We start from the raw sequence: 21,231 nt of genomic DNA on the forward strand, positions 1-21,231 counted from the left end.
TTGCGCGGATTCATTCCTGACGCGTCTGTTCTGCCTGCGGCCGCCTCTGGGCCAAAGTGCTACAAGACCGTTAAGCCTCGATTAACCCTGTTTTTGCCGCCAAACCTTGGATTTGGCGAGTCTTTTAGCGGTTCCGGCCCCGGCCGTCCGCATGATTCTTTCATCACACGCTCTTCTGGAACCGGCCCGACAACTCGCCAAAACCCTCGATCAGGGCCTCGGTGCCGTCGACTTCGCCCATCCGAGCCTTGACGTCACGCAGCCATGCCAAATTGGCCTCGCTGGGGTCCTCCCCCAAGGCCAGCTCGGCGTCCTTCAACTCCCTAAGTAGTGAATGCCATTGCCGATGCAAGGCGACGAGCTGATGCCAGGTTGAGAGAACGTCGTCCCGCGCCGCGCCCTCGCGGGCGCCCCACACCGCCGCGGTGGTAATACCGCCCTCAACTCTTTGAAGAAGCTGAGAAAATCCACCTTTCTCAATATCGGCTCGCATCTTTTCGGCCTGCTCGCCGGGGTCTGAGGAGTGGTGATGGTCGTTGGCGAAAGCGGCGATGATGCCGGCCCTGAGCTTGTGAGCCTCGGGGTGGGCGAACTCCAGGGCGGCTACCTCTTCGAGGTGATCATCCAGCAGCCAGGGGTGGTTCATCAGGCTTTGCAGGATCAGGGCCTCCCGGCGGGAGATGGCGCTGCGCTGGCCCTTCATGATCGGGCTGGCCGCGAGCTGGGGGCTCGCCGCCTGGTAGGGGCCGGAGGGCAGCGGGGTCGGACCGGGCGGGCCGCGGCGGCCGCCGCCAAATCCCTGACCACCGAATCGATTCGCAGCCCCCCCGCCCCGCGGCTGGAACGGCCGGCCGCCGCCACCGGGGCGGAAATTGCCCCGGCCGGAAAAGCCGCCACGGCCGCCGTCGGGGGCGAAGGTGCGCTGCAGCCGCTCGACGAAATCGTCGCGATAATAGCGCCGCACCACCTCGTCGCGGATGCCGTTGCAGAGCTCCTTGATGCGCGCCTCCAGCGCGGCGCGGCGCTCGGGGGTGGCAAAATTGCCGCCTTCGAGCTCGCGCGACCAGATCATGTCGGCGAGCGGACGGGCCGCATTGACCACCTCCTCGATCGCGCCGCGCCCGCCCGAGCGCACGAGATCGTCGGGGTCCTGCCCTTCCGGCAGCAGCGCAATGCGCAGGCTTTTGCCCGGCGCGAGGAACGGCAGCGCAAGATCCGCAGCACGATAGGCCGCCTTCTGTCCGGCGCGGTCGCCGTCGAAGCAGAGGATCGGCTCGTCCGCCATCTTCCAGAGCAGTGCGAGCTGGCTCTCGGTGAGCGCGGTGCCGAGCGGCGCGACGGCGCCGGGAAAACCCGCGGTGACCATGGCGATGACGTCGACATAGCCTTCGACCACGATCAGCGCGCCGCCATCATAGGTGGCTTTGCGCGCGGTCTGGTGATTGTAGAGATTGTCACCCTTGTGAAAGAGCGGCGTCTCCGGCGAGTTCAGGTACTTTGCCGGAACGTCCTTCTCCAATGCGCGTCCGCCGAAGGCGATAACGCGGCCGCGCAGATCCGTGATCGGAAACATCACGCGATCGCGGAAGCGGTCGTAGGGCACGGGGATGTCGTCGCCGCCAACCAGAAGGCCGGTCTCGACCATGTCCTCGACGGAGACGCCGAGCTTGCCGAGATGCTCCTTCAGCGCAAAACGATCGGGCGAGGCATAGCCAAGGCGGAACTGCAATTGCGTCGCCGGCGAGATCGCGCGGTCGGCGAGATAGCCGCGCGCTTTCGCACCGACGCGCGAGGCCAAGGTCTCCGCAAAATACTTTGCGGCGAGATCCATGACGTCATGCAGCGAGCGCCGCCGCTGCTCCTCGCGCGCCGCGTTGGGCGTCACCGCCGGCAGAGGCAGGCCCGCCATGCCCGCGAGCCGCTCGACAGCCTCGGCAAACGGCAGGCCGTCGGTCTCCATCACGAAGGTGATGATGTCGCCGTGCTTGCCGGAGGAGAAGTCGTGGTAAAAACCTTTCTGGTCGTTGACGTAGAAGGATGGCGTCTTCTCCTGCTGGAACGGCGACAGCCCCTTCCACTCCCGCCCCGCCTTCTTCAGCTTGACGCGCTTGCCCACGACCTCGGAGACCGAAAGCCGGGCACGCAGCTCGTCGAGGAATTGGGGCGTGAAGCGGATGGCCATGAGCTGTGTGTAGCGCGAACCGGGGTGAGTCGGGCGAAGGATCAGGGATATAGGTGCGGCCCGGCTAAAGGCTAGGTTTAGGCGGGTTATCCGGGTTATTCGACCTATTCACAGGGAGTTTTCCCGTCACCCCCGCGCAGCGAAGCCATTGTCGCTGGAGGTGCTCGCCTCTTCGGCGAGCCTCGAGGCTCCCCACGCGGCGCAGGCGCCGCATGGGGAGTACCTCAGGATGACGGGACAGGCAGCTCCCCGCATGACGGGAAAAGCTTGAACCCCGCCCGGTTCCGCGCTTCCATGGGCCATGTTCAGGACCTTTCGAGGCGGCCACACCGGGGGCTGGCGTGTAACCTCGATTTCGCCCGTCACGGGTGAGCCCCTGCCCTTCATGCCCGCGCTGTCGGTGACCGACAGCGAGGCCGTCTCATTGCCGCTGGTGCCCTCGCGCAATTCCTGGCGGCTGGCCGGCGTGCCCAGCAGCCTGCGTTACACCGAGCGCGCCGAGAAGGAGCAGCTCGTCGCGGTGCAGGCGGGGCTCGGCCGGCCCGAGGCGACGAGCGCCGCGCTGATCCCGATCCGCAAGTCGCAGGCGTGGTGGGACCTGACCCAGGAGGAACGCCGCAAGATTTTTGAAGACAAGTCGCACCACATCGCGAGCAGCTTGCGCTTCCTGCCTGCGATCGCGCGCCAGCTCTATCACGCCCGCGACCTCGGCGGCCCCTTCGATTTCCTGACCTGGTTCGAATTCGCGCCCACAGATGCCGAGCTGTTCGAGGAGCTGGTCGCGATGCTCAGGCAGACCGAGGAATGGACCTATGTCGAGCACGAGGTGGACGTGCGCGTGGTGAAGGAAGTGCTGTCGGCCTAGAGCGCGATGAAATTAGGATAAATCGTCATCCCGCTTTAGGTCGTTGTTTGAGCATGATCTTTTCGGAAAACCGCTGAGCACTTTTCCGGATCATGCCTAGTGCTCGAGAAAACGTCCGGACTCGATGCGCGGCAGATCGGTGACCGGCCAGTTGTAGACATAGGTCCAGGCCTTTTCCGTCGAGCCATCCGGCAGCGTCGCGTCGATCAGCTGGCGCAGATATTCGGTCGGCTCCGGAAAGCCCTCGCCGCAGGCCTCGTACATGTCGAGCTCGCGCAAGAGCTCGTCGGGCACGCGCAGATGGAAGAGTTCGCCGTGCACGAGGTCGGACGCCGCGTCCGACAGCAGCAATCCCGGATAATGCTTCACCAGGACGAGCCGGCCGCGGCAGGTTGCTTCACCGAGAAAATCCGCGTGGCCCGCGAGCAGCCGCGCCATCGGATGGTCGAAGCCGCGCATCAGGGTGCCGTAGACGAAGAGACGATCGGAGGTCATGGCCCTGTATAGCCGTCAATCAGCGGCGTGCAAATCGCGGCAGATCTACAGAACCTCCGCCTCCAGCTCCTCGCCGCTGCGTTCCTCGTCCGAGACCACCTTGATGTTCACTTCCATCTCATCGAAGGCTGCTTCGGAACCGATATAGACGCCGTGCAGCGGGATCGCCTGGCGCGGATCGCGCGCGACCGCGACGCGGATGAGGTCGCGGGTGCCGACGATGCCGTTGGTCGGATCGAACTCGATCCAGCCTGCGCTCGGCAGATAGACCTGCACCCAGGCGTGCGTTGAGCCGCCGCCGACATGGCGCTGCGCGATGTCTTCGGGCACGAAGATGTAGCCGGAGACGAAGCGCGCAGCGATGCCGAGCTGGCGCAGCGCCTCGATCATGAACAGCGCATAATCCCGGCAAGTCCCCGTGCCCGACTGCAAGGTGTCGAGCGGATGCTTGGTGCCCGGCTCATGCCGCTTGCGGTACTTGAACTGCTTGCGGATGGCGTGCGTCATGCCGCTCAGGATCTTGAAGGTCGGCGTCGGCGCATCCTCGTCGAGGAAGCCGCGCGCCCATTCCGACAGCTCGCCGTCGGGATCGGCATATTGCGGCGTGGTGTATTGCACGAGGTCGGGAAATTCCTCGTCGTCATAGACGAACGGATAGAAATAGGCCGCATCGTCCGCGGTCAGCGCGAACTCCTCGACCGGATTGTGCTCGACGGTGACGTGCCAGTCGAAGGTCAGATGGTCCGCGCGCTCGTCGAAATTGGCGATCGCGACCGAGTTGCCGAACACGTCGTGGATCCAGCGCAGCGACATCGGCTCCGGCGAGATTTTTAGTCTGGAAGCGAGCACGCGCAGATCGTGCCCGTCGCGCGGGCGCAGCATGATGCGGTGCTCTCCGAACGCCACGGGACGGTTGTAGCGATATTCGGTCTTGTGATGAATCGTCAGGAGCGGCATCGTCAGGGGATCATGGTGATATTGGGCGAACTAATTTACAGCGATTCTCTGCCCAATTTCCGGGGGCGACTGCTTTTTCCATAGGCAATCAGGATGGCTTTAGACACAGCGGAGGCGACGGATCAACTCCTTGGCGAGAGCGACATTCCACCAGTGCATGAGGTGAATGCGCCAGGCACATCGCCCTTCCTGCTCACCTCGGATCATTACGGACGGGTGCTGCCGCGCGCGCTCGGCGATCTCGGCCTGCCCGAGAGCGAGCTTGTCAGGCACATCGCCTGGGACATCGGCATCGCCGGCGTCGCCGAGCGCCTCGCCAGGATGCTGGACGCCCATCTGATCGCGCAGCGCTATTCGCGGCTCGTGATCGACTGCAACCGCCCGCCGGCGGCGGTGAGCTCGATCCCCGTGATATCCGAAGCGACCGCAATCCCCGGCAACGAGGCCATCTCCGAGCGCGAACGCGAAGCAAGGCGGCGCGAGATCTTCGAGCCCTATCACCATCGCATCGATGCCGCGATTGGCCGCCGCCTGCACGAGGCGCGGCCGACGGTGGTGGTGTCGCTGCACAGCTTTACGCCTGTTTATGCCGGCGTCGCACGACCCTGGCACATCGGCGCGCTCTACAATCGCGACACGGTGCTGCCACGGCTGCTGCTGAAACATCTGCGCGCTGAAAGCGACCTCGTCGTCGGCGACAACGAGCCCTATGCGGTGAGCGACCTCACCGACTACACCATCCCCGTGCACGGCGAAGCCCGCGGCCTCGTCAACACCGGCATCGAGATCCGCCAGGATCTGATCGCGGACCAGTCCGGCCAGCAGCAATGGGCCGAACGGCTGGCAAGGATTTTTGCGGAGATCGAGGTGGAGTTGAAGGCGGAGCTGCTGGTGTAGGCGGTCAGCCGCCCCGCGTCGCCACGAACAGTGCCAGCGCGGCAAAGATCGCCGCAATGCCCCACAGCACGTAGGCGATGCGGCCGTCGCCGCGCGCGTCGAGCGTTGCCTCGGCCGGATTGTCGGGATTGACGCGGACCTCGACGGTTGCGCCGTCCTGGTAGCGCGACATCAGCTTGCGCAGCATCTCGTCAGATGCCGACGGCGTTTCCGCCGCGACGCGCGCGCATTCATTGGTGTAGCTGATGTTCTGATAGAGATAGGTGTAGGTCACGCGCTTGCCGAACATCTCGATGCCGCGACGCTCGCCCGGCTCACTGGCCTCGTGATATTCCTCGATGCCCGACAGCTTGATCCTGCCGGGCACCACCGGCCAGCGCGTCGCCATCGACGCCTGCCGCTGCACGGCCCACGCCATCAGCGCGATGACGAGACCGAACGCGCCGAAGCCGACGACGAGGCCCGCAAGGTCGGGCCGTCCGATGTGACGCGCGAGATATTGGTAGCTCTGGTTGAGGCCGAAGGCCGAGCCGAAGATGATGGCGATCACGATCGCCGAGCCGATGCCGAGACAGCCCCACAAACCCTTGGGAAGGTCGCGCTCAAGCACCGCCTGATCGGGATGGCGCGGATTGTAGTAGACGGTGATGATGCTGCCGGCCGGATATTTCGCCAGCTTCTCGGCGACCTGGAAATTGCCGAGGTCCTCGCCGATCGAGATGCGGTTGCAACGCAGCTTTCGGCCGCCGACCGAATATTCGTAGGTGACGTTGGCGAAGTTGCGGCTCTCGGTGCGATAGCTGTCTTCGCGCTCGTCGTCGGATACCTTGACCTCGCGCACCTCCGCGACCGAGGTAACCACCTTGCCCGGCGCCTGCGGCCAACTCCGCGCCTCGCGCGCCTGCCAGGTCTTCACGATTGCGGCAATCAGGATCAGCGCGAGCGGCGCAAGCAGCATCGCGCAGACCAGCGGAGGCAAATCGGGCACGGCAAATCCTTCGTCAGCGGCAATGCCCGATTGGACGCACCGCCGGCGACGAAGGTTCAACAGGCTATCGGCTCATTTCGCCCGGATGAGCGCCAGCCAGATGCCGCCGCCGATCATGAAGCCGCCGGACACGCGCGACACCAGGCGGGTGCGGCGCGCCGAGAAAAAGCCGCGGACCTGACCGGCAAGCAGCGCGTAGATTCCGTCCGTCAGGCCGGCAAGCACCATGAAGGTTAATCCGAGCACCAGAACCTGCGACAGGTGATCCTTGCTCATGTCCATGAATTGCGGAATGAACGCGCCGAAGAACACCAGCAGCTTCGGGTTCGACAACGCCACGACAAAGCCCTGCAAGAGAAAGCCGCCGCGAGGGGGAGGCGGAGGCGCGTCGGTGTCGACGCCTTCAACCGGAGCGCGGATCAGCTTGATGCCGAGCCAGACCAGATAGGCCGCGCCTGCAAAGCGCACCCAGTCGAACCAATAGCCCATCGTCGCCATGAGCGAGGTGAGGCCGACCGCAAGGATGCCAATCACGATCAGCAGCCCTAGCTGCACGCCGAGAATGTTGGTCAGCGCCGCGCGCGTGCCGTGGCGCAGGCCATTGGCGATGACGAGGGTCACGATCGGCCCCGGCAGCAAGGCCAGCGCAATGCAGGCGGCGACGAAGGCGAGATAGGCTTGCATGGACATCATGGGAGGGACTCGGCTGAAAGCGGTTTGGGATATTAATGCATGGGACGGGCGGGGATGGAAGGCGGATGAGTGTGTGGCACGGTGGCTCCTCAATCACCGGTGTCATCACCCGCGAAAAGCAGGTGATCCAGTACGCCGAGGCGCTCGTGGGATAACGGAGAGGCCGCGGAGTACTGGATACCCCGCCTTCGCGGGGTATGACAGCGGAGGTGGGCGAAGCACCCGCGCCCCCTCACCTTCCATCCAACTCGGCCATCACCCATGTCGTCATCTCCTGCGTCTCCAGAAACGCGAGCGCCGCACGCTGCATCGCGCTTGCATCGCCGCGCCCCTGCGCCGCAACAACGAACAAATCGCAGCGCCGCGACACGGCGACGCCGATCGCGGCGTGACGGACACCATCGGGCATATCGAGATCATAGCGCCGCGCGCGGCCGCGCATCTCACCGAGCCCCACCTCCTCGCCCAGCGCAACGGCTGCAAAGCGCGGGCTGATCAGATCGATATCGGCAACACGATCCACCTCGTCGTCATCGGCGACGCCGCGGTCGCAATTGCAGAAGCCGCGCTTGGCGCGCACGTAGAGCTCGGCGCCCACACAAGGGCCGTCACAGCGGAACGCGCGCCCCGCCGGCCAGCCATCGCGCGGGAACGGCCAGGCGATCTCGCGCCAGCGCGCAGCCTCTTCGGCCGGCGACGGCGCAAGCTGATAGGCCCCGACGCCGGAGACGCCGAGTGCGATCGCCACGGCCGCTATCGTCGCCCCGCGCCGCATCGTCAGTTCCTCGGCAGGCCGGCGGCCGCGCGCGCGGCTCCGGTCAATTCGAGAATATGCAGGCCGGTATTGGCGCGATCGACGATGTAGATGTAGCCGCGGTCGTCCGTTTCGACATTGTTGGTCTGGATCGCGACCTTGCAGCGCGCGCCGCCTTCGATCGGGATACAGCGCTTGTCGGTCGCACTCGTGATCGCCGGGATGAAGTAGCCGACCTCCTTCGGATGATAGGGATCGCGGATGTCGAGCGCGCGCACGCCGGCATTGAAGAAGGCGATGAAGGCCATCTTCTTGTAGTAGACCGGCGCCATGCTCTCGTTCGAGGAATGCGAGCCGAAGCGTCCGCCGCGCTGGCAGAACTGCCCGCTCGCCTCCGGCACGGTGTAGCTCGAGATCATCATCGGCCGCGTCTCGGTGGTGACATCGGCGAACCACACCATCTGCCGGGCCTCGCCGCACTCGTTCAGGATCGCCTCGTCCACGATCATCACGATGTCGCGCGTCTTGCCGTCCTTGTCCTCGGCAAACTCGGCGACCGGCATGTCGAGCATCGGGAACGTCGTGTGCGCACCGTTGAAGGCGGACATCGGCATCCGCGCAATCTCGGGATAACGCAGATTGTCCGGCGTCGGCTCCTTCGCCCCGTTCAGCAGCTTCTCGCGATCGACGATCTGCAGAATGCCGCCCTTGTTGGTACCGTAGCCGAAATAGACACGGTTGCCGCTCGGCCCGGTCGAAATCGGCCCATGCAATTCGGTCGGCACCGCGCCGGTCGAACCCGGCTCCTGGCCCGGCAGGCCGAAGTCGCGGATCTTTTGCGGATGCGCAGGGTCGGAGAGATCATAGACCTGCGTCATCCGCCGCGTGCGCCAGTCCGGCGCGCCCGAGACGAGAAAGGCGATGCCGGTGTCGCATTCCCACCAGCTCTTGTGCGTGTCCTTCAGGCCGGCAATGCGGGTGATCAGCGCGGGATTGGCGGGATCGGCGACGTTCCAGATTTCATGCGCCTCGCTGCCGAAGGTGCGCAGCATGTAGACCGCATTCGGATCGCCCTTCGGCAACGACTTGCCCTCGCAGACCCGCACCATCTGCGCGCCGCCGCCTTCATACGTGCCTTCCTGCCCGGGCAGGTGCCGCAGATATTTGGGACGCGCGGGATCGGTGACGTCGACGATCGAGGTTCCGTTCGGCTCCGCCTGCCCCGTCATCGGATTGACCGGATTGGGCACGTCGTCGGTGCCGCCATGATGGCCGATATAGGCGATCCAGCGGTCGCCCTGGTGATGGATGGTCGGCTGATAGGCGCTGCGCGCCTGCAAATCGTTGGTGCCGACCAGCTTCATATTGGACGCTTCCGGCGGTGCGCCGATCGTCTGCTTCTGGGCGTGGACGAGAGAGCTGCAGGCGAAAAGGACAAGGCTTGCAGCAGTCAGGATGCAACGGAACATCAATGTCCTCCCCGGAACCAATCTGCGTTGGCTGAGATGAAAGGCTAACATGGTCATTCGGCCGGGCCAAAGACACCATCTTGACATGCAACCATTTGGTTGCCAAATATCATCGCCATGGATGAAGTCTTCAAAGCGCTCGCCGACGCGTCACGACGCTCGCTCTTGGACAGGCTTCACACCCAAAACGGCCAGACGCTGAACGAGCTTTGCGAGGGCCTTGCAATGACGCGGCAGGCCGTCACGAAACACCTTGTCATTCTCGAAGAGGCCAATCTGGTCACGACCATCAGGCATGGCCGCGAGAAGCTGCATTACCTCAACCCGGTGCCGATCCATCAGATCGGCGAACGCTGGATCAGGAAGTTCGAGCGCGACAAGCTCGTCGCACTCAGCGAGTTGAAACGCCAGTTGGAGAAGCGCGATGAGTAAGCCGCAATTCGTCTACGTCACCTACATCGAGACCACGCCGGAGAAATTGTGGGACGCACTGACATCGAGCGAATTCACCAGGCAATACTGGTTCGGGGCCGAGGTCAGATCGGACTGGAAGATCGGCTCGCCCTTCGCGCTCACGCTCGACGGCGAGGTCACCGACTCCGGTGAGATCCTCGAAGCCGATCCGCCGCGCCGGCTGTCCTACAGCTTCAAGCACCAGAAATTCGAGGAACTGCGCGGCGAGCCGATCTCGCGCGTCGTCTTCACCATCGAACCATTCGGCTCTCTCGTGCGTTTGACCGTGCTGCATGACGGCTTCGTCGAGGGCGGCAAATATCTCGGCGCCGTCTCCAATGGCTGGCCGGCGATCCTGTCCCAGCTCAAGAGCCTGCTGGAGACCGGCAAGCTGCTCGGCATCCCGCGCGCAGCCCTGAACAAGGGATTCGACGCAAAATGAACCTCGATCAATTCAAGCCGCTGACGGTCTACACCATCTACATCGCCGCGACGCCGGAGAAGGTGTGGGAGGCGCTGACCTCGGCGGAGTTCAGCAAACAGTATTTCTTCGGCAACACCGTGGAGGTCGAGCCACGCCTTGGCGGTGCCTTCATCGTGCGCACGCCCGATGGCGCGCTGCACATCAGCGGCGAGGTCCTCGCTTACGACCCGCCGCGAAAACTCTCCGTCACCTTCAACGTGAACTGGCCGGAACTGATCGAAAAGCTGGGCCCGACGCTCGTGACCTACGAGATCGAGCAGGTCGGCGATGCGGTTCGTCTCACCATGAGCGAAGGCCATGACCGGCCGCTGAGCGACGACATCCTCGCCGGCGGACGGCAGGGCTGGCCCGCGATCCTCTCCAGCCTGAAGAGCGTGCTCGAGACCGGCAAGCCGCTGGTCGTGAAAATGGGCCCGCCGCAGCGGATGCTGGACGCGTTGAAGGCGATGGGGATCAAGACGCCGTAAGGCCTGACGTGTCATTCCGGGCTCCCCGGAATGACGGGCTACACCGGCACCACCAGCCGCCGGTAAAGATGCCACGTCGCGTGCCCGAGCACCGGCAGTGTCACGACCAGCCCGAGAAAATACGGCAGCGCCGACGCGATCAGCAGCATCACGATCACCGCGGCCCAGCCGATCATCGGCAGCGGGCTGGTCACCACCGCGCGCACGCTCGTCACCATCGCGGTGACGAAATCGACCTCGCGGTCGAGCAGCAGCGGAAACGACACCACGGTCAGCGAAAACAGGATCAGCGACAGCACCGCGCCGACCGCGTTGCCGATCGCGAGGAACAGCAGGCCCTCATTGGTCGTCAGCACCACTGTCATGAATTCCTGCAGGCTCGAGAACGAGGCATGCAGGCCGAGCAGCAGCGCGATCAAGAGCCGCACCTGGTACATCCAGATCACGAACACGAACAGCGTGACGAAGGCCATCCAGCCGATCTCGCTGCGCGAGCGGATCGTTGACCAGATCGCACCGAACGAGACCGGCTCGCCGCGCTCGCGGCGGCGGCTAACCTCGTAGAGGCCGATCGCGACAAACGGGCCGATCAGCGCGAAGCCAGCCGCGAGGGGATAGACGAGATAGACCATGCCGAAGGCGGTGAGGCAGAGCACGATGGTGATGCCGCCGGCGGCGTAGAGTCCGCCGAAGCAGAGCCCGTAGAGCGGCAGCGCCTGGAAATCGCGCAGGCCCTCGACCAGCGCCTCGGCGATGTCGGTCGCCGCCACGGGACGCACCACCGGATCGACCTTGCCCGAGATGGACATCAGCTCCCTCCGCACATCGGCACGATCTGTCGTCGCGCTCAGACCACGATATTAACGCCGCTGCGCGCATGCGCAACTTGATGGTGGACGACGGGACGATTGTGGCGGCATCGCAACGCACGCGTTGCGAAATCTTTAGCCTTCGGTGCGATTTTCCAGGCGATGCCTATGGACTGGGCTGATCATCGTGCCGCAAATTATACCTCCGAACAGATACGCGCGAAGAGCGGACCCGCCCGACAGATGAGCTTGCGTACCCGGCTACTGATCCTCGTCATCGCGGCCATGCTGGTGCCGGCGGGCCTCGTCGGCTTGCGCTTCATGCAGAACCGGACCAGCGAGATCAACGCGGCCCTGGCCAATCTGGCGGCGTCCGCCGACGACATCGCGAGCGATCTCGACGAGAAGATCCAGGGCACCGCCCAGCTTCACTATGGCCTCGCCCGTGCCCGCGACCTCGACACGCGCGACAAGGCGGCATGCTCGGCGTTCCTGTCGGATGTGCGCGAGGAATACCCGCAGTTCACGGGCATCCTGACCATCGATCCCGACGGCAGCCTGTTTTGCGATTCGCTGCGGACCAACCGCACGCTCGATCTGAATGACCGCGGCTATTTCAAGCAGGTCAAGGGTCTGCAGGGCGTCGTCGCGGTGGAGCCGGTGTTCGGCCGCCTGACCGGACTGTCGGTGCTCCAGATCGCCTATCCCGTGCGATCGGATGCGGGCGCGCTGAAGTTCGTGCTGCTCGCCTCGTTCAACCTGAACAAATTCGCGGAATTCCACGACAAGCGGCTGCTCGCCGAGAAGGACATCCTGCTTCTCGACGGCAAGGGGACGGTGCTGGTCGCGCCCAAGGGCGGCACCTGGAGCGAGCCCGTCGGCGCGTCGATCGCGGGCTCCGATCTGTTCCGCTTCGCGGCAACGCCTGATCGCGAGTCGTTTCAGGAGGTCACCGACCGCGAGGGCCGTACGCAGGTCTGGGCCGTTGCCCGCTCGCCCTCGATCCGCAAGGCCGGCCTCTACATCCTGGTCGGACGGTCCAAGGACGGGCTGGTCGCGGCGGCGAACCGCCGGCTCTACGAGGACGTGGCGATCCTCGCGGTGGCCTCGCTGCTGCTGCTCGCCGGCGTCTGGATCCTGGCGACCGTAGGCGTTGGTCGCCAGGTCGGCCGGCTCGCCGCGATGGCGAAGAGACTCGGGCTCGGCGACCTCAGCGCGCGCATTCCGCCGCCGCATCCGCGCGGCGAGCTCGGCGGGTTGATGACGCTGCTCAACGACACCGCCGAATCCCTCCAGCAGCAACGCGCGGCCATCGCAGACCTCAACCAGAAGCTCAGCCAATCCCAGAAGATGGAGGCGATGGGCCAGCTCACCGGCGGCGTGGCGCACGACTTCAACAATCTGCTGACCGTCATTCTAGGCAATTCGGAGCACCTGGCCGACAGGCTGGCGGGCAACAAGGAATTGCACCGGATTGCCGGCGATATCGCGACCGCTGCCGAGCGCGGCTCCGACCTGACGCGGAGCCTGCTCGCCTTCGCGCGCAAGCAACCGCTGCGGCCGCGCGACATCGACGTCGCCGGCAAGCTGCTAGAATTGGAGCCGTTGCTGCGCAGATCGCTGGGCGAGCATATCGAATGCAGCTTCGCGCTCGATGCCGATTTGTGGATGACCAGCGTCGATCCCGGCCAGCTCGCAACGGCGCTGCTCAATCTCGTGCTCAACGCGCGCGACGCCCTGCCCGAGGGCGGCAAGCTGACGGTCGAAGCGCGCAACATCTCGCTCGGTGAATCCGACCTGGACGTCAACGGCGAACCGCGGCCCGGTGACTACGTCATGGTGGCCGTGACCGACACCGGCACCGGCATGACCGCCGAGGTCGCGAGCCGCGCCTTCGAGCCGTTCTTCACCACGAAGGAGGTCGGCAAGGGGACCGGACTCGGCCTCAGCATGGTCTACGGCTTCGTGCGGCAGTCCGGCGGCCTGGTGCAGATGCAGTCCGAGCCGGGCCGCGGCAGCGTTGTGAAGCTGTTCTTTCCCCGCCTTGTCGAGCCGCCGGCCGAAGAGCCGCTACTTGCGGAGCGGAACACGGCCACCGACGGCAGCGAGACCATTCTCGTCGTCGAGGACGACGACATGGTGCGGGCCTATGTCGAAAGCGAGCTGAAGGCGCTCGGCTACAACGTCATCACGCGGTCGAACGGCCCTGCGGCGCTGGAATTGCTGCGTCAGCCCGGGCATATCGACCTGCTGTTCACCGACGTGGTGATGCCCGGCGGCATGTTCGGGCCGGAGCTTGCAAGGCAGGCAATTGAGCTGCGACCCGGGCTGAAAGTGCTCTTCACCTCCGGCTACAGCCAAACTCCCGTCAAGACGCCCGACGGCGTCGGCGATGCGCGTGTCCTGACAAAACCGTTCAAGCGGAAGGATCTTGCCGCGGTGTTGCGGTCCGCATTGTCGGCACCGCCGGCCTGACGTCAGGACGCGAGCGCGAGCCGGAGCGCGATGCCGAGATTGGCCGCGAACAGCGCGGCGTCGATGACGAAGATCCGGAGCATCGGGCCCTTCAACACCGGCCAATAGGCGACGCCGACGCGTCCGCCGCGCATCAGGATGGGAACATTGTAGACGAACTGGCTGAAATGGCAGGCGGAGAAGAACAGGTACAGCGCAAGCTGCGCTTCGACCGGCTGGAAAAACAGCGGACGCGCGGCCAGGAGATAGAGCGACAACAGCCCGATCGGCAGGTTCATCCCGCCCAGGAACGCGACGCTGGCCGCGAGCGTCGGCGCGATCGGATTGCTGCGCTCTTCCCGCGGCAGCAATATCTTCAGCGTGTTGCGCTGGGCGATGCTGAACTGGATGAAGGCGCCGACGAACCAGAGCGAATTGAGCAGCAGAACGATATCCGAAAGACGCATGGTCATTTTCCGTAAAAGGCTTCGCTGCGCACCACGCGGCCCGCATCGTCGAAATCCATGAACTCGCTGGCGCGGGTGTCGCCGAGCTGCCACCACACCGTCAGTCGTGCGATCACCTCGTCCCAGCTCCAGCTCAGGATCTTCAGATCTGCGCTTTCGATGTGGCCATAGGCTTCCCGCCAATAGGCGCGGATGTTCTCGGCGCCGGTGACGACAGGCGAACCGGTGAGCGACAACGCCAATGGACTGCGCATCTGCGCATCCGCGGCAAAATGCGCGACGACCGCATCGATGTCGACCTTGCACCAGTTCGCGCACCACGCCGCGACAAAGCGTTCGGCGGCGGCACGATCCATCTTCTGTGCGCCCAAGTTCTGTGCGCCCATGACGCGGCCCTCCCTGGCTCGTTGCCGGGAAGGTGGCAAAGCCGGCCTTTCATGTCAACTATGTTGACTTGAGAATTTCGTCAGTTGCTGTCGGCGATCGCCTCCATGACCGCCATCCAGGCCGCCGCGCCCGATGTTCCGACGCGGCCGAATGCCTCGCGCATGACCTTGCGCTCGTGGTCCGACGCCTTCTGCTCGATGCGCTGCCCCGCAGCCGTCAGGCGCAGCAGTTTAGAACGATGCTGCTCGGGTGACCGTTTCGACGAGACCAGCTTGCGCTCAATCAGCAGATTGAGCGGCCTATTGAGCGCCTGCTTGGAAATGCCGAGGGTCTCGATCAGCGCGCCGATCGCGATATCCGGCCGGCGCGCGACCACGTAGAGGATACGATGGTGCGGGCGCGACAGGCCCTGCTGTGCGAGATATTCATCGGCCTCCAGTGTCATGCCACGCCAGCCGTAATACATCAGCTCCAGCGCGGCATCGAGATCATGCAGCTTGTCGAGCGAGGCGCGGTGAAGCCCCGCGGCTTGAGAGGTCTTTGGCATTGTCGGAAGCTAGCCCTTCGCCCGCAGCTCGCGCCGCAGCACTTTTCCTGTCGCCGTCATCGGCAAGGTCTCGGCGAACTCCACGAAGCGCGGATATTCGTGCGCGGCGAGCTGCACCTTCACGAACTCCTGGATCTCGCGCGCCAGCGCGTCGCTGCCGGTGAAGCCCGGACGCAGCACGATCCAGGCCTTGATCGATTCGGTGCGGATCGGATCGGGAATGCCGACCACGGCGGCCATCGCCACTGACGGATGCTTCATCAGCGTGTGCTCGATCTCGGACGGGCCGACGCGATAGCCCGCGGTGGTGATGACGTCGTCCTCGCGGCTGACATACCAGAAATAGCCGTCCTCATCCTGCACGCCGAGATCGCCAGTGAGCAGGAACTCGCCGGCATATTTCTTCGCCGTCGCCTCCGGATTGCGCCAGTACTCGAGCATCGTGCACGGGCAAGGCTGGCGCACGCCGATGATGCCGCGCTGGCCGCGCGGCTGTTCTTCGCCCTTGTCGTTGACGATGCGGACGTCGAAGCCCGGCGTCGCCTTGCCCATCGACCCCGGGCGGATCGGAAACAGATTGGAGTTGCTGCCGATCACGAGATTGCACTCGGTCTGGCCGAACACCTCATGCGCGTCGATGCCGAAGGTCGCGCGCACCCAGCCGAGCAGCTCGCCGCCAAGCGATTCACCGCCGGTGAAGATGCTGCGCAGCTTGACTCCGGCGTGCTTCACGCCGGCCTGCCGCATCAGTTTCAGCGCGGTCGGCGGCAGGAAGACGTTGCGCACGCCGAGATCGGCCATCATCTGCATCGCCGCCTGCGGCTCGAACTTGCGCGCGCGATGGCCGACCAGCGGAATGCCGTGATACCAGAACGCGAAGAGGCCGTTGACGAGGCCGCCGATCCAGGCCCAGTCCGCCGGTGTCCACATGAGATCGCCGGGCCTGGGCAGGAAGTTGTGGCACATCTCGACATTCGGCAAATGCCCGAGCACAACGCGGTGCGCATGCAGCGCACCCTTCGGATTGCCCGTGGTGCCCGACGTGTAGATGATCAGCGCCGGATCGTTGCATAAGGTGTCGACCCGCGTGAAGTCGGGCGATGCAGCCTTCACCGTATCCCAGAACGATTTCGTGCCTGACGGTGCGCGATCGCCGACGACATAGACGTTCTTCAGCCCCGGCAGCCGATCGCGGATCTTCGCGAGCTTCTCCCAGCCGCCTTCGTCGGTGACGATCGCCTTGGCTTGCGAGTTCGACAGGCGAAATTCCAGCGCATCCTCGCCGAACAGCGCGAACAGTGGGATCGAGATCATGCCGGAGCGAAACGCCGCCATATGCGCGATCGGCAGTTCCAGCGACTGCGACAGGAACACGGCGACGCGGTCGCCGCGCGTAAGACCATCCGCCCTCAGCACGTTGGCGAAGCGGCGCGACATCTCGGCGACCTCGTCGAACGAGGTGCGGGTGGTGGCGCCGCTCTCGTCGACATAGACCAGCGCAAGGCGACCGGTGCCGTCGGCATGACGGTCGCAGCACGCCTCCGCCATGTTGAAGCGCGCCGGGACGTCCCAGTGGAAATTGCGAGTGAGCTCGTCGTAGGTTGCGGCTTCGGTCAGCATGGGTTCGGCGTTTCCCGGTGTCTTGTCGTTATGGCCCAGTCTAGAGCCGGGAATATGCGAGACAAGCCCAGCGATGACAGCGGGGTTCACCGCACCGTCGCAAAAAACTTCCTGACATCGCGCACGAACAGCTCCGGCTGCTCGAATGCGGCGAAATGCCCGCCCTTCTCCATCTCGCTCCAATGGGTGATGTCTAGAAAGTTCGGCTCCATCCAGCGCCGCACTGGCGTGATGATCTCCTTGGGGAACACCGCTACCCCGGTCGGCACGCTCACCTTGGGCGTGGTTCGGCGCTTGCCAAAGCTCTCCCAATAGAGCCGCGCGGATGACGTCGCCGTTTCCGTCGCCCAATAGAGCATGACGTTGTCGAGCAGCTCGTCCCTGTCGAAAATGTTCTCGGGATGGCCGTTGCAATCGGTCCAGGCCCAGAACTTTTCCAGGATCCAGGCCGCCTGCCCGCTCGGCGAATCCGTCAGGCCATAGCCGAGCGTCTGCGGCCGGGTCGATTGCTGCTTCGAATAGCCGGAGTCGAGATCGACGTAATGCTTGAGGCCGGCGAGTGCGCGCTTCTCCTCCGCCGTCGGCTCGCCCTCGACCTTCGGCGCCGCGTTGAAGGCGAGCGTGATGTGGATGCCGGCGCAATGTGTGGGGTCCTGCGCGCCCAGCGAGGTCGTCACCGCCGAGCCCCAGTCGCCGCCCTGTGCGCCGTAGCGTGCGTAGCCAAGCCGGTCCATCAGCTTCGCCCAGGTCGCGGCGATGTGGTCGACGCCCCAGCCGATGGTCTTCGGCTTGGACGAGAAGCCAAAACCCGGCAGCGAAGGACAGATCACGTGAAAGGCGTCCGCGGGATTGCCGCCATGCGCGGCGGGATCGGTGAGCGGCGCGATCACCTTCTGGAATTCGACGATCGAGCCGGGCCAGCCATGGGTGATGATCAGGGGCAGCGCGTTCGCTTCTTTCGAGCGCACATGGAGGTAGTGGATGTCGAGCCCGTCGATCTCGGTGGTGAATTGCGCGAAGCGGTTGAGTTTCTCTTCACGCGCGCGCCAATCGTAGCCGTTGGCCCAATAGCCACAGATCTCCTGGATCCATTTCAGCGGCGCGCCCTGGCTCCAGTCGTCGACCAGCTCAGCATCCGGCCAGCGTGTGCGGGCGAGGCGCGATTTGAGGTCGGCAAGGACGTCGTCGCTGATGGCGATGCGAAACGGTGTGATGGCGGACATCGGCGGCCTCCCGAGCTTCTTCTTGTCATTCCGGGGCGCGCGTAGCGCGAGCTACGATGCGCAATTGCGCATCTGAGAATCCATTTCTCAGCAGAGTCGGCGGCCCGATGGATTCCGGGGCGACGCTGACGCGTCGCCCCGGAATGACGGCTAGCCCGACAGCGCGGCCTTCACGAGACCGGACGCCTTGCCGAAATCCATCTGCCCCGCGTACTTCGCGCGCAACACGGCGATCACCTTGCCCATGTCCTTCATGCCGGCGGCACCGGTCTCGCCGATGGTATCCGCGATCGCCTTCTTCACCTCGTCCTCGGACATCTGCTTCGGCAGGTAAGCCGAGATCACCGCGATCTCCTCGCGCTCCTGCGCGGCGAGCTCGGCGCGGCCGCCCTTGTCGTAGAGCTCGACCGATTCCTGGCGCTGCTTGATCATCTTCTGCAGCACGGCGAGCAGGTCGGCATCCGTCAGCGGCGGCTTGCCCTGGCCGCGGGCCTCGATGTCGGCGTTCTTGAAGGTCGAATTGACCATGCGCAGCGTGGACAGCTTGCGCTCGTCCTTGGCCTTCATGGCCTCCTTGACCGCATTGTTGATGTCGTCGCGCAGCATGATCGTGATCCCTTCGAATATCCGACGCCTGATCTAGGCCGTTCGTGCGCCTGAGACAACCTTGGTTCCCAGCCATTCGACCAGCGCCCGTGCTGTCGCCTCAGGCTGCTCCGGCTGCGGCAGGTGCCCACAATTGGCCAGCACGACCAGCTTCGCACCGGCAATGCCCTCCGCCATCTCCTTCGAGAAAGCGTTGGGGATGGTGTTGTCCTGATCGCCGGTCAGCACCAGCGTCGGGCATGTGATCGTTGCGAGCGTGGGCCGGGAATCCACCCGCGCGATGATCGCGGTCTGCTGCCGCAGATAACCTTCGACGCCGACGTCCTCGCCCTGCTCATGGACGAGTTGGCGAATCGCGGCATCGTCACGGCGCGAGGGATGGACCAATTCCGGAAACATCTCCTCGCGCGCCGCACGCAGCTCGCCGCGTTTCGCCCGCTCCATCAGGCCGCGGCGGCGCGCGATCGCCTCCGCCGTATCGGGCCGCGCCTGGGTGTTGATCAGCGCAAGCTTCAATACCCGCTCGGGCGCCCGGCGCATGATCTCGAGCGCGATGTAGCCGCCCATGGAATGGCCGGCGAGCGCGAAGCGCGGCGGCGCCTCGCTGAGCACGCGGGCAGCGATGGCCGCCATGCTGTCGTCGCGGATATGGTTGGCAACCATCACCGGGCCGAACCGCCACAGCGCTGGGATGACCGGGGCATAGATCCGGACCGAGGAGGCCAGCCCCGGAACCAGCAGAATCGGGGTGGTCTGGTCCATTATTGCCTCGCAAGCCCAGGAATTTGCCGGAAATTATGCGGCCAAGCTTAAGTGCCGGAGGCGGGCTGTCAAATATGCAAAAACGCATGTGAATCCGCCCTTTCCCGCTTTGACGGCCGCGCGTGGGGGCCTTATGAAGCGGGCTCATGACACAACATGACAACGATACCGCCTGGCCGGACCATAAACCGACCGCGCTCCTCGTGCTTGCCGATGGCACGGTGCTCGAAGGTTTTGGTCTCGGCGCTGAAGGCCACGCCGTCGGTGAAGTCTGCTTCAACACCGCGATGACCGGCTATGAGGAGATCCTCACCGATCCCTCCTATGCCGGCCAGCTCATCACGTTCACCTTCCCGCATATCGGCAACGTCGGCACCAACGACGAAGACATCGAGACGGTGAACATGGCCGCGACGCCGGGCGCGCGCGGCGTGATCCTGCGTACCGCGATCACCGATCCCTCGAACTACCGTGCCACCAAGCATCTCGACGCCTGGCTGAAGGCGCGCGGCATCATCGGCCTCTCCGGCATCGATACGCGTGCCCTGACCGCGCTGATCCGCAGCAAGGGCATGCCCAACGCCGTGATCGCGCATTCCAGGACCGGCGAGTTCGACCTGCATGGCCTGAAGGAAGAAGCGCGCGAATGGCCCGGCCTCGAGGGCATGGACCTCGTGCCGATGGTCACATCCGGCCAGCGCTTCACCTGGGACGAGACGCCCTGGCTGTGGGACAAGGGCTTTGGCCGGCAGGACAAGACCGAGTTCAACGTCGTCGCAATCGACTACGGCATCAAGCGCAACATTTTGCGCCTGCTCGCCGGCGTCGGCTGCAAGGTGACGGTGGTGCCGGCGACGACGTCGTCCGAAGACATCCTGGCCATGAAGCCGGACGGCGTGTTCCTGTCGAACGGTCCGGGCGATCCGGCCGCGACCGGCAAATATGCCGTGCCCGTCATCCAGGACGTGATCAAGTCGGGCACGCCGACGTTCGGCATCTGCCTCGGTCACCAGATGCTGGGCCTCGCCGTCGGCGCCAAGACCAAGAAGATGCATCAGGGCCATCACGGCGCCAATCATCCCGTGAAGGACGAGACCACCGGCAAGGTCGAGATCACCTCGATGAACCACGGCTTTGCCGTGGACGAGACGACGCTGCCCAAGGGCGCGACGCAGACCCACATCTCGCTGTTCGACGGATCCAATTGCGGCATCCAGCTCGACGGCAGGCCGGTGTTCTCGGTGCAGTACCACCCCGAGGCTTCGCCGGGTCCGCGCGACTCGCACTATCTGTTCCAGCGCTTTGCCGACCTGATGCGGCAGAAGAAGAGCGCGTAAGACTGAGAACGCCGGCGAGCGACCCCGCCGGCCGTTCATCATCACGGGCGCATGAACATGAAGTCCGTGTCGGGGTCGCAATTCTCGGCGATGAAGCGCAGCTCCGCCTGAATATCGGCGACCGACCTCGTCTCCAGATATTTCGAGATCACGAGGCTGAGCAAGGCGCGGCAGACGGCTTCGTGGCCAAGGCCTGCGGTCTCCGCTTCGTCAACGGCCGCGGAAAAATGGCGCTGCGCAACGTCAGATGCGTACATGGCGTTCCATCCCTTTTCTCTGAGATTGCGTGCCCCCGAATGGCCGCCAGCGCCTTGA

At 64.7% G+C, this 21,231-nt stretch carries 23 protein-coding genes; 7 read left to right on the top strand and 16 right to left on the bottom strand.

Annotated elements, in window-relative coordinates:
* Positions 1 to 163: 163 nt before the first annotated feature.
* Positions 164 to 2,176, bottom strand: a complete 2,013-nt coding sequence (gene dnaG, locus VGR99_RS09035; RefSeq protein ID WP_326898055.1) for a DNA primase — start codon at positions 2,174 to 2,176, stop codon at positions 164 to 166.
* A gap of 307 nt (positions 2,177 to 2,483) precedes the next feature.
* Between dnaG and VGR99_RS09040 the strand changes: the two genes are divergently transcribed.
* Entirely contained in the window at positions 2,484 to 3,047 is a 564-nt protein-coding gene (locus VGR99_RS09040) for a chlorite dismutase family protein (RefSeq protein ID WP_326897998.1), read from the top strand.
* Positions 3,048 to 3,143: 96 nt separating this feature from the next.
* Here the strand turns inward: VGR99_RS09040 and VGR99_RS09045 are convergent, their stop codons facing one another.
* Both VGR99_RS09045 and VGR99_RS09050 read right to left on the bottom strand, forming a co-directional pair.
* On the bottom strand, positions 3,144 to 3,542 hold the full coding sequence (locus VGR99_RS09045) for a gamma-glutamylcyclotransferase family protein (RefSeq protein ID WP_326897999.1): 399 nt from the start codon (positions 3,540 to 3,542) through the stop codon (positions 3,144 to 3,146).
* A gap of 45 nt (positions 3,543 to 3,587) precedes the next feature.
* Positions 3,588 to 4,499 (bottom strand): transglutaminase family protein, encoded by a 912-nt coding sequence (locus VGR99_RS09050; protein WP_326898000.1) that lies wholly within the window; start codon positions 4,497 to 4,499, stop codon positions 3,588 to 3,590.
* Between the two features lie 93 nt (positions 4,500 to 4,592).
* On the opposite strand from VGR99_RS09050, the gene VGR99_RS09055 reads away from it, so the two are divergent.
* Complete coding sequence (locus VGR99_RS09055) at positions 4,593 to 5,396, top strand: N-formylglutamate amidohydrolase (RefSeq protein WP_326898001.1); 804 nt, start codon at positions 4,593 to 4,595, stop codon at positions 5,394 to 5,396.
* A gap of 4 nt (positions 5,397 to 5,400) precedes the next feature.
* On the opposite strand, the gene VGR99_RS09060 is transcribed toward VGR99_RS09055, so the two are convergent.
* The 4 genes from VGR99_RS09060 to VGR99_RS09075 all read right to left on the bottom strand — a co-directional run bounded on the left by VGR99_RS09060 (position 5,401) and on the right by VGR99_RS09075 (position 9,300).
* The gene (locus VGR99_RS09060; RefSeq protein WP_326898002.1) at positions 5,401 to 6,384 is read right to left on the bottom strand and encodes a DUF3592 domain-containing protein; all 984 of its coding nucleotides are present in this window, start codon (positions 6,382 to 6,384) and stop codon (positions 5,401 to 5,403) included.
* Positions 6,385 to 6,456: 72 nt separating this feature from the next.
* Positions 6,457 to 7,074: a LysE family translocator gene (locus tag VGR99_RS09065; RefSeq protein WP_326898056.1), complete on the bottom strand. Its 618-nt coding sequence runs from the start codon at positions 7,072 to 7,074 to the stop codon at positions 6,457 to 6,459.
* Between the two features lie 235 nt (positions 7,075 to 7,309).
* Complete coding sequence (locus VGR99_RS09070) at positions 7,310 to 7,825, bottom strand: hypothetical protein (RefSeq protein ID WP_326898003.1); 516 nt, start codon at positions 7,823 to 7,825, stop codon at positions 7,310 to 7,312.
* Between the two features lie 29 nt (positions 7,826 to 7,854).
* Positions 7,855 to 9,300 carry a hypothetical protein gene (locus VGR99_RS09075; RefSeq protein WP_326898004.1) on the bottom strand — a complete coding sequence of 482 codons (1,446 nt, stop codon included), beginning with the start codon at positions 9,298 to 9,300 and terminating at the stop codon, positions 7,855 to 7,857.
* A 117-nt stretch (positions 9,301 to 9,417) separates the two neighbouring features.
* On the opposite strand from VGR99_RS09075, the gene VGR99_RS09080 reads away from it, so the two are divergent.
* The 3 genes from VGR99_RS09080 to VGR99_RS09090 are packed head-to-tail and all read left to right on the top strand — an operon-like array spanning position 9,418 to position 10,704.
* Positions 9,418 to 9,732 carry a metalloregulator ArsR/SmtB family transcription factor gene (locus tag VGR99_RS09080; protein ID WP_326898005.1) on the top strand — a complete coding sequence of 105 codons (315 nt, stop codon included), beginning with the start codon at positions 9,418 to 9,420 and terminating at the stop codon, positions 9,730 to 9,732.
* The gene (locus VGR99_RS09085; RefSeq protein WP_326898006.1) at positions 9,725 to 10,195 is read left to right on the top strand and encodes an SRPBCC family protein; all 471 of its coding nucleotides are present in this window, start codon (positions 9,725 to 9,727) and stop codon (positions 10,193 to 10,195) included. The genes VGR99_RS09080 and VGR99_RS09085 overlap by 8 nt, the downstream gene beginning before the upstream one ends.
* Positions 10,192 to 10,704 (top strand): SRPBCC family protein, encoded by a 513-nt coding sequence (locus VGR99_RS09090; protein ID WP_326898007.1) that lies wholly within the window; start codon positions 10,192 to 10,194, stop codon positions 10,702 to 10,704. Before VGR99_RS09085 ends, VGR99_RS09090 begins: the two co-directional genes overlap by 4 nt.
* A gap of 38 nt (positions 10,705 to 10,742) precedes the next feature.
* On the opposite strand, the gene VGR99_RS09095 is transcribed toward VGR99_RS09090, so the two are convergent.
* On the bottom strand, positions 10,743 to 11,513 hold the full coding sequence (locus VGR99_RS09095; protein WP_326898008.1) for a DUF2189 domain-containing protein: 771 nt from the start codon (positions 11,511 to 11,513) through the stop codon (positions 10,743 to 10,745).
* 243 nt (positions 11,514 to 11,756) lie between these two features.
* Between VGR99_RS09095 and VGR99_RS09100 the strand changes: the two genes are divergently transcribed.
* On the top strand, positions 11,757 to 13,988 hold the full coding sequence (locus tag VGR99_RS09100) for an ATP-binding protein (protein ID WP_326898009.1): 2,232 nt from the start codon (positions 11,757 to 11,759) through the stop codon (positions 13,986 to 13,988).
* Positions 13,989 to 13,990: 2 nt separating this feature from the next.
* Here VGR99_RS09100 and VGR99_RS09105 read toward each other — a convergent pair whose 3' ends face one another.
* From VGR99_RS09105 to VGR99_RS09135, 7 genes are all read right to left on the bottom strand, one after another.
* Entirely contained in the window at positions 13,991 to 14,434 is a 444-nt protein-coding gene (locus tag VGR99_RS09105) for a hypothetical protein (RefSeq protein WP_326898010.1), read from the bottom strand.
* Between the two features lie 2 nt (positions 14,435 to 14,436).
* The gene (locus VGR99_RS09110) at positions 14,437 to 14,820 is read right to left on the bottom strand and encodes a nuclear transport factor 2 family protein (protein WP_326898011.1); all 384 of its coding nucleotides are present in this window, start codon (positions 14,818 to 14,820) and stop codon (positions 14,437 to 14,439) included.
* An 80-nt stretch (positions 14,821 to 14,900) separates the two neighbouring features.
* Positions 14,901 to 15,368 carry a helix-turn-helix domain-containing protein gene (locus tag VGR99_RS09115; protein WP_326898012.1) on the bottom strand — a complete coding sequence of 156 codons (468 nt, stop codon included), beginning with the start codon at positions 15,366 to 15,368 and terminating at the stop codon, positions 14,901 to 14,903.
* 9 nt (positions 15,369 to 15,377) lie between these two features.
* Positions 15,378 to 16,988 carry an acyl-CoA synthetase gene (locus VGR99_RS09120; protein ID WP_326898013.1) on the bottom strand — a complete coding sequence of 537 codons (1,611 nt, stop codon included), beginning with the start codon at positions 16,986 to 16,988 and terminating at the stop codon, positions 15,378 to 15,380.
* An 86-nt stretch (positions 16,989 to 17,074) separates the two neighbouring features.
* The gene (locus VGR99_RS09125; protein WP_326898014.1) at positions 17,075 to 18,211 is read right to left on the bottom strand and encodes an epoxide hydrolase; all 1,137 of its coding nucleotides are present in this window, start codon (positions 18,209 to 18,211) and stop codon (positions 17,075 to 17,077) included.
* A 150-nt stretch (positions 18,212 to 18,361) separates the two neighbouring features.
* Positions 18,362 to 18,817, bottom strand: a complete 456-nt coding sequence (locus VGR99_RS09130; protein WP_326898015.1) for a GatB/YqeY domain-containing protein — start codon at positions 18,815 to 18,817, stop codon at positions 18,362 to 18,364.
* Between the two features lie 33 nt (positions 18,818 to 18,850).
* Positions 18,851 to 19,579, bottom strand: a complete 729-nt coding sequence (locus VGR99_RS09135; protein WP_326898016.1) for an alpha/beta hydrolase — start codon at positions 19,577 to 19,579, stop codon at positions 18,851 to 18,853.
* Between the two features lie 146 nt (positions 19,580 to 19,725).
* On the opposite strand from VGR99_RS09135, the gene carA reads away from it, so the two are divergent.
* Entirely contained in the window at positions 19,726 to 20,916 is a 1,191-nt protein-coding gene (carA, locus tag VGR99_RS09140) for a glutamine-hydrolyzing carbamoyl-phosphate synthase small subunit (RefSeq protein WP_326898017.1), read from the top strand.
* A 41-nt stretch (positions 20,917 to 20,957) separates the two neighbouring features.
* On the opposite strand, the gene VGR99_RS09145 is transcribed toward carA, so the two are convergent.
* Complete coding sequence (locus VGR99_RS09145; RefSeq protein WP_011090107.1) at positions 20,958 to 21,173, bottom strand: hypothetical protein; 216 nt, start codon at positions 21,171 to 21,173, stop codon at positions 20,958 to 20,960.
* Positions 21,174 to 21,231 lie beyond the last annotated feature (58 nt).

It is taken from the genome of Bradyrhizobium sp. (genome assembly GCF_035935975.1).
In the GTDB taxonomy this organism is placed as follows: domain Bacteria; phylum Pseudomonadota; class Alphaproteobacteria; order Rhizobiales; family Xanthobacteraceae; genus Bradyrhizobium.

What these genes read in the sequence shown, in the direction of transcription:
- VGR99_RS09040 (WP_326897998.1), top strand. Translation starts at nt 2,484, where the DNA reads ATGTTCAGGACCTTTCGAGGCGGCCACACCGGGGGCTGGCGTGTAACC.
- VGR99_RS09045 (WP_326897999.1), bottom strand. Translation starts at nt 3,542, where the DNA reads ATGACCTCCGATCGTCTCTTCGTCTACGGCACCCTGATGCGCGGCTTC.
- VGR99_RS09050 (WP_326898000.1), bottom strand. Translation starts at nt 4,499, where the DNA reads ATGCCGCTCCTGACGATTCATCACAAGACCGAATATCGCTACAACCGT.
- VGR99_RS09055 (WP_326898001.1), top strand. Translation starts at nt 4,593, where the DNA reads ATGGCTTTAGACACAGCGGAGGCGACGGATCAACTCCTTGGCGAGAGC.
- VGR99_RS09065 (WP_326898056.1), bottom strand. Translation starts at nt 7,074, where the DNA reads ATGTCCATGCAAGCCTATCTCGCCTTCGTCGCCGCCTGCATTGCGCTG.
- VGR99_RS09075 (WP_326898004.1), bottom strand. Translation starts at nt 9,300, where the DNA reads ATGTTCCGTTGCATCCTGACTGCTGCAAGCCTTGTCCTTTTCGCCTGC.
- VGR99_RS09080 (WP_326898005.1), top strand. Translation starts at nt 9,418, where the DNA reads ATGGATGAAGTCTTCAAAGCGCTCGCCGACGCGTCACGACGCTCGCTC.
- VGR99_RS09085 (WP_326898006.1), top strand. Translation starts at nt 9,725, where the DNA reads ATGAGTAAGCCGCAATTCGTCTACGTCACCTACATCGAGACCACGCCG.
- VGR99_RS09090 (WP_326898007.1), top strand. Translation starts at nt 10,192, where the DNA reads ATGAACCTCGATCAATTCAAGCCGCTGACGGTCTACACCATCTACATC.
- VGR99_RS09095 (WP_326898008.1), bottom strand. Translation starts at nt 11,513, where the DNA reads ATGTCCATCTCGGGCAAGGTCGATCCGGTGGTGCGTCCCGTGGCGGCG.
- VGR99_RS09100 (WP_326898009.1), top strand. Translation starts at nt 11,757, where the DNA reads ATGAGCTTGCGTACCCGGCTACTGATCCTCGTCATCGCGGCCATGCTG.
- VGR99_RS09105 (WP_326898010.1), bottom strand. Translation starts at nt 14,434, where the DNA reads ATGCGTCTTTCGGATATCGTTCTGCTGCTCAATTCGCTCTGGTTCGTC.
- VGR99_RS09110 (WP_326898011.1), bottom strand. Translation starts at nt 14,820, where the DNA reads ATGGGCGCACAGAACTTGGGCGCACAGAAGATGGATCGTGCCGCCGCC.
- VGR99_RS09115 (WP_326898012.1), bottom strand. Translation starts at nt 15,368, where the DNA reads ATGCCAAAGACCTCTCAAGCCGCGGGGCTTCACCGCGCCTCGCTCGAC.
- VGR99_RS09120 (WP_326898013.1), bottom strand. Translation starts at nt 16,988, where the DNA reads ATGCTGACCGAAGCCGCAACCTACGACGAGCTCACTCGCAATTTCCAC.
- VGR99_RS09125 (WP_326898014.1), bottom strand. Translation starts at nt 18,211, where the DNA reads ATGTCCGCCATCACACCGTTTCGCATCGCCATCAGCGACGACGTCCTT.
- VGR99_RS09130 (WP_326898015.1), bottom strand. Translation starts at nt 18,817, where the DNA reads ATGCTGCGCGACGACATCAACAATGCGGTCAAGGAGGCCATGAAGGCC.
- VGR99_RS09135 (WP_326898016.1), bottom strand. Translation starts at nt 19,579, where the DNA reads ATGGACCAGACCACCCCGATTCTGCTGGTTCCGGGGCTGGCCTCCTCG.
- carA (WP_326898017.1), top strand. Translation starts at nt 19,726, where the DNA reads ATGACACAACATGACAACGATACCGCCTGGCCGGACCATAAACCGACC.
- VGR99_RS09145 (WP_011090107.1), bottom strand. Translation starts at nt 21,173, where the DNA reads ATGTACGCATCTGACGTTGCGCAGCGCCATTTTTCCGCGGCCGTTGAC.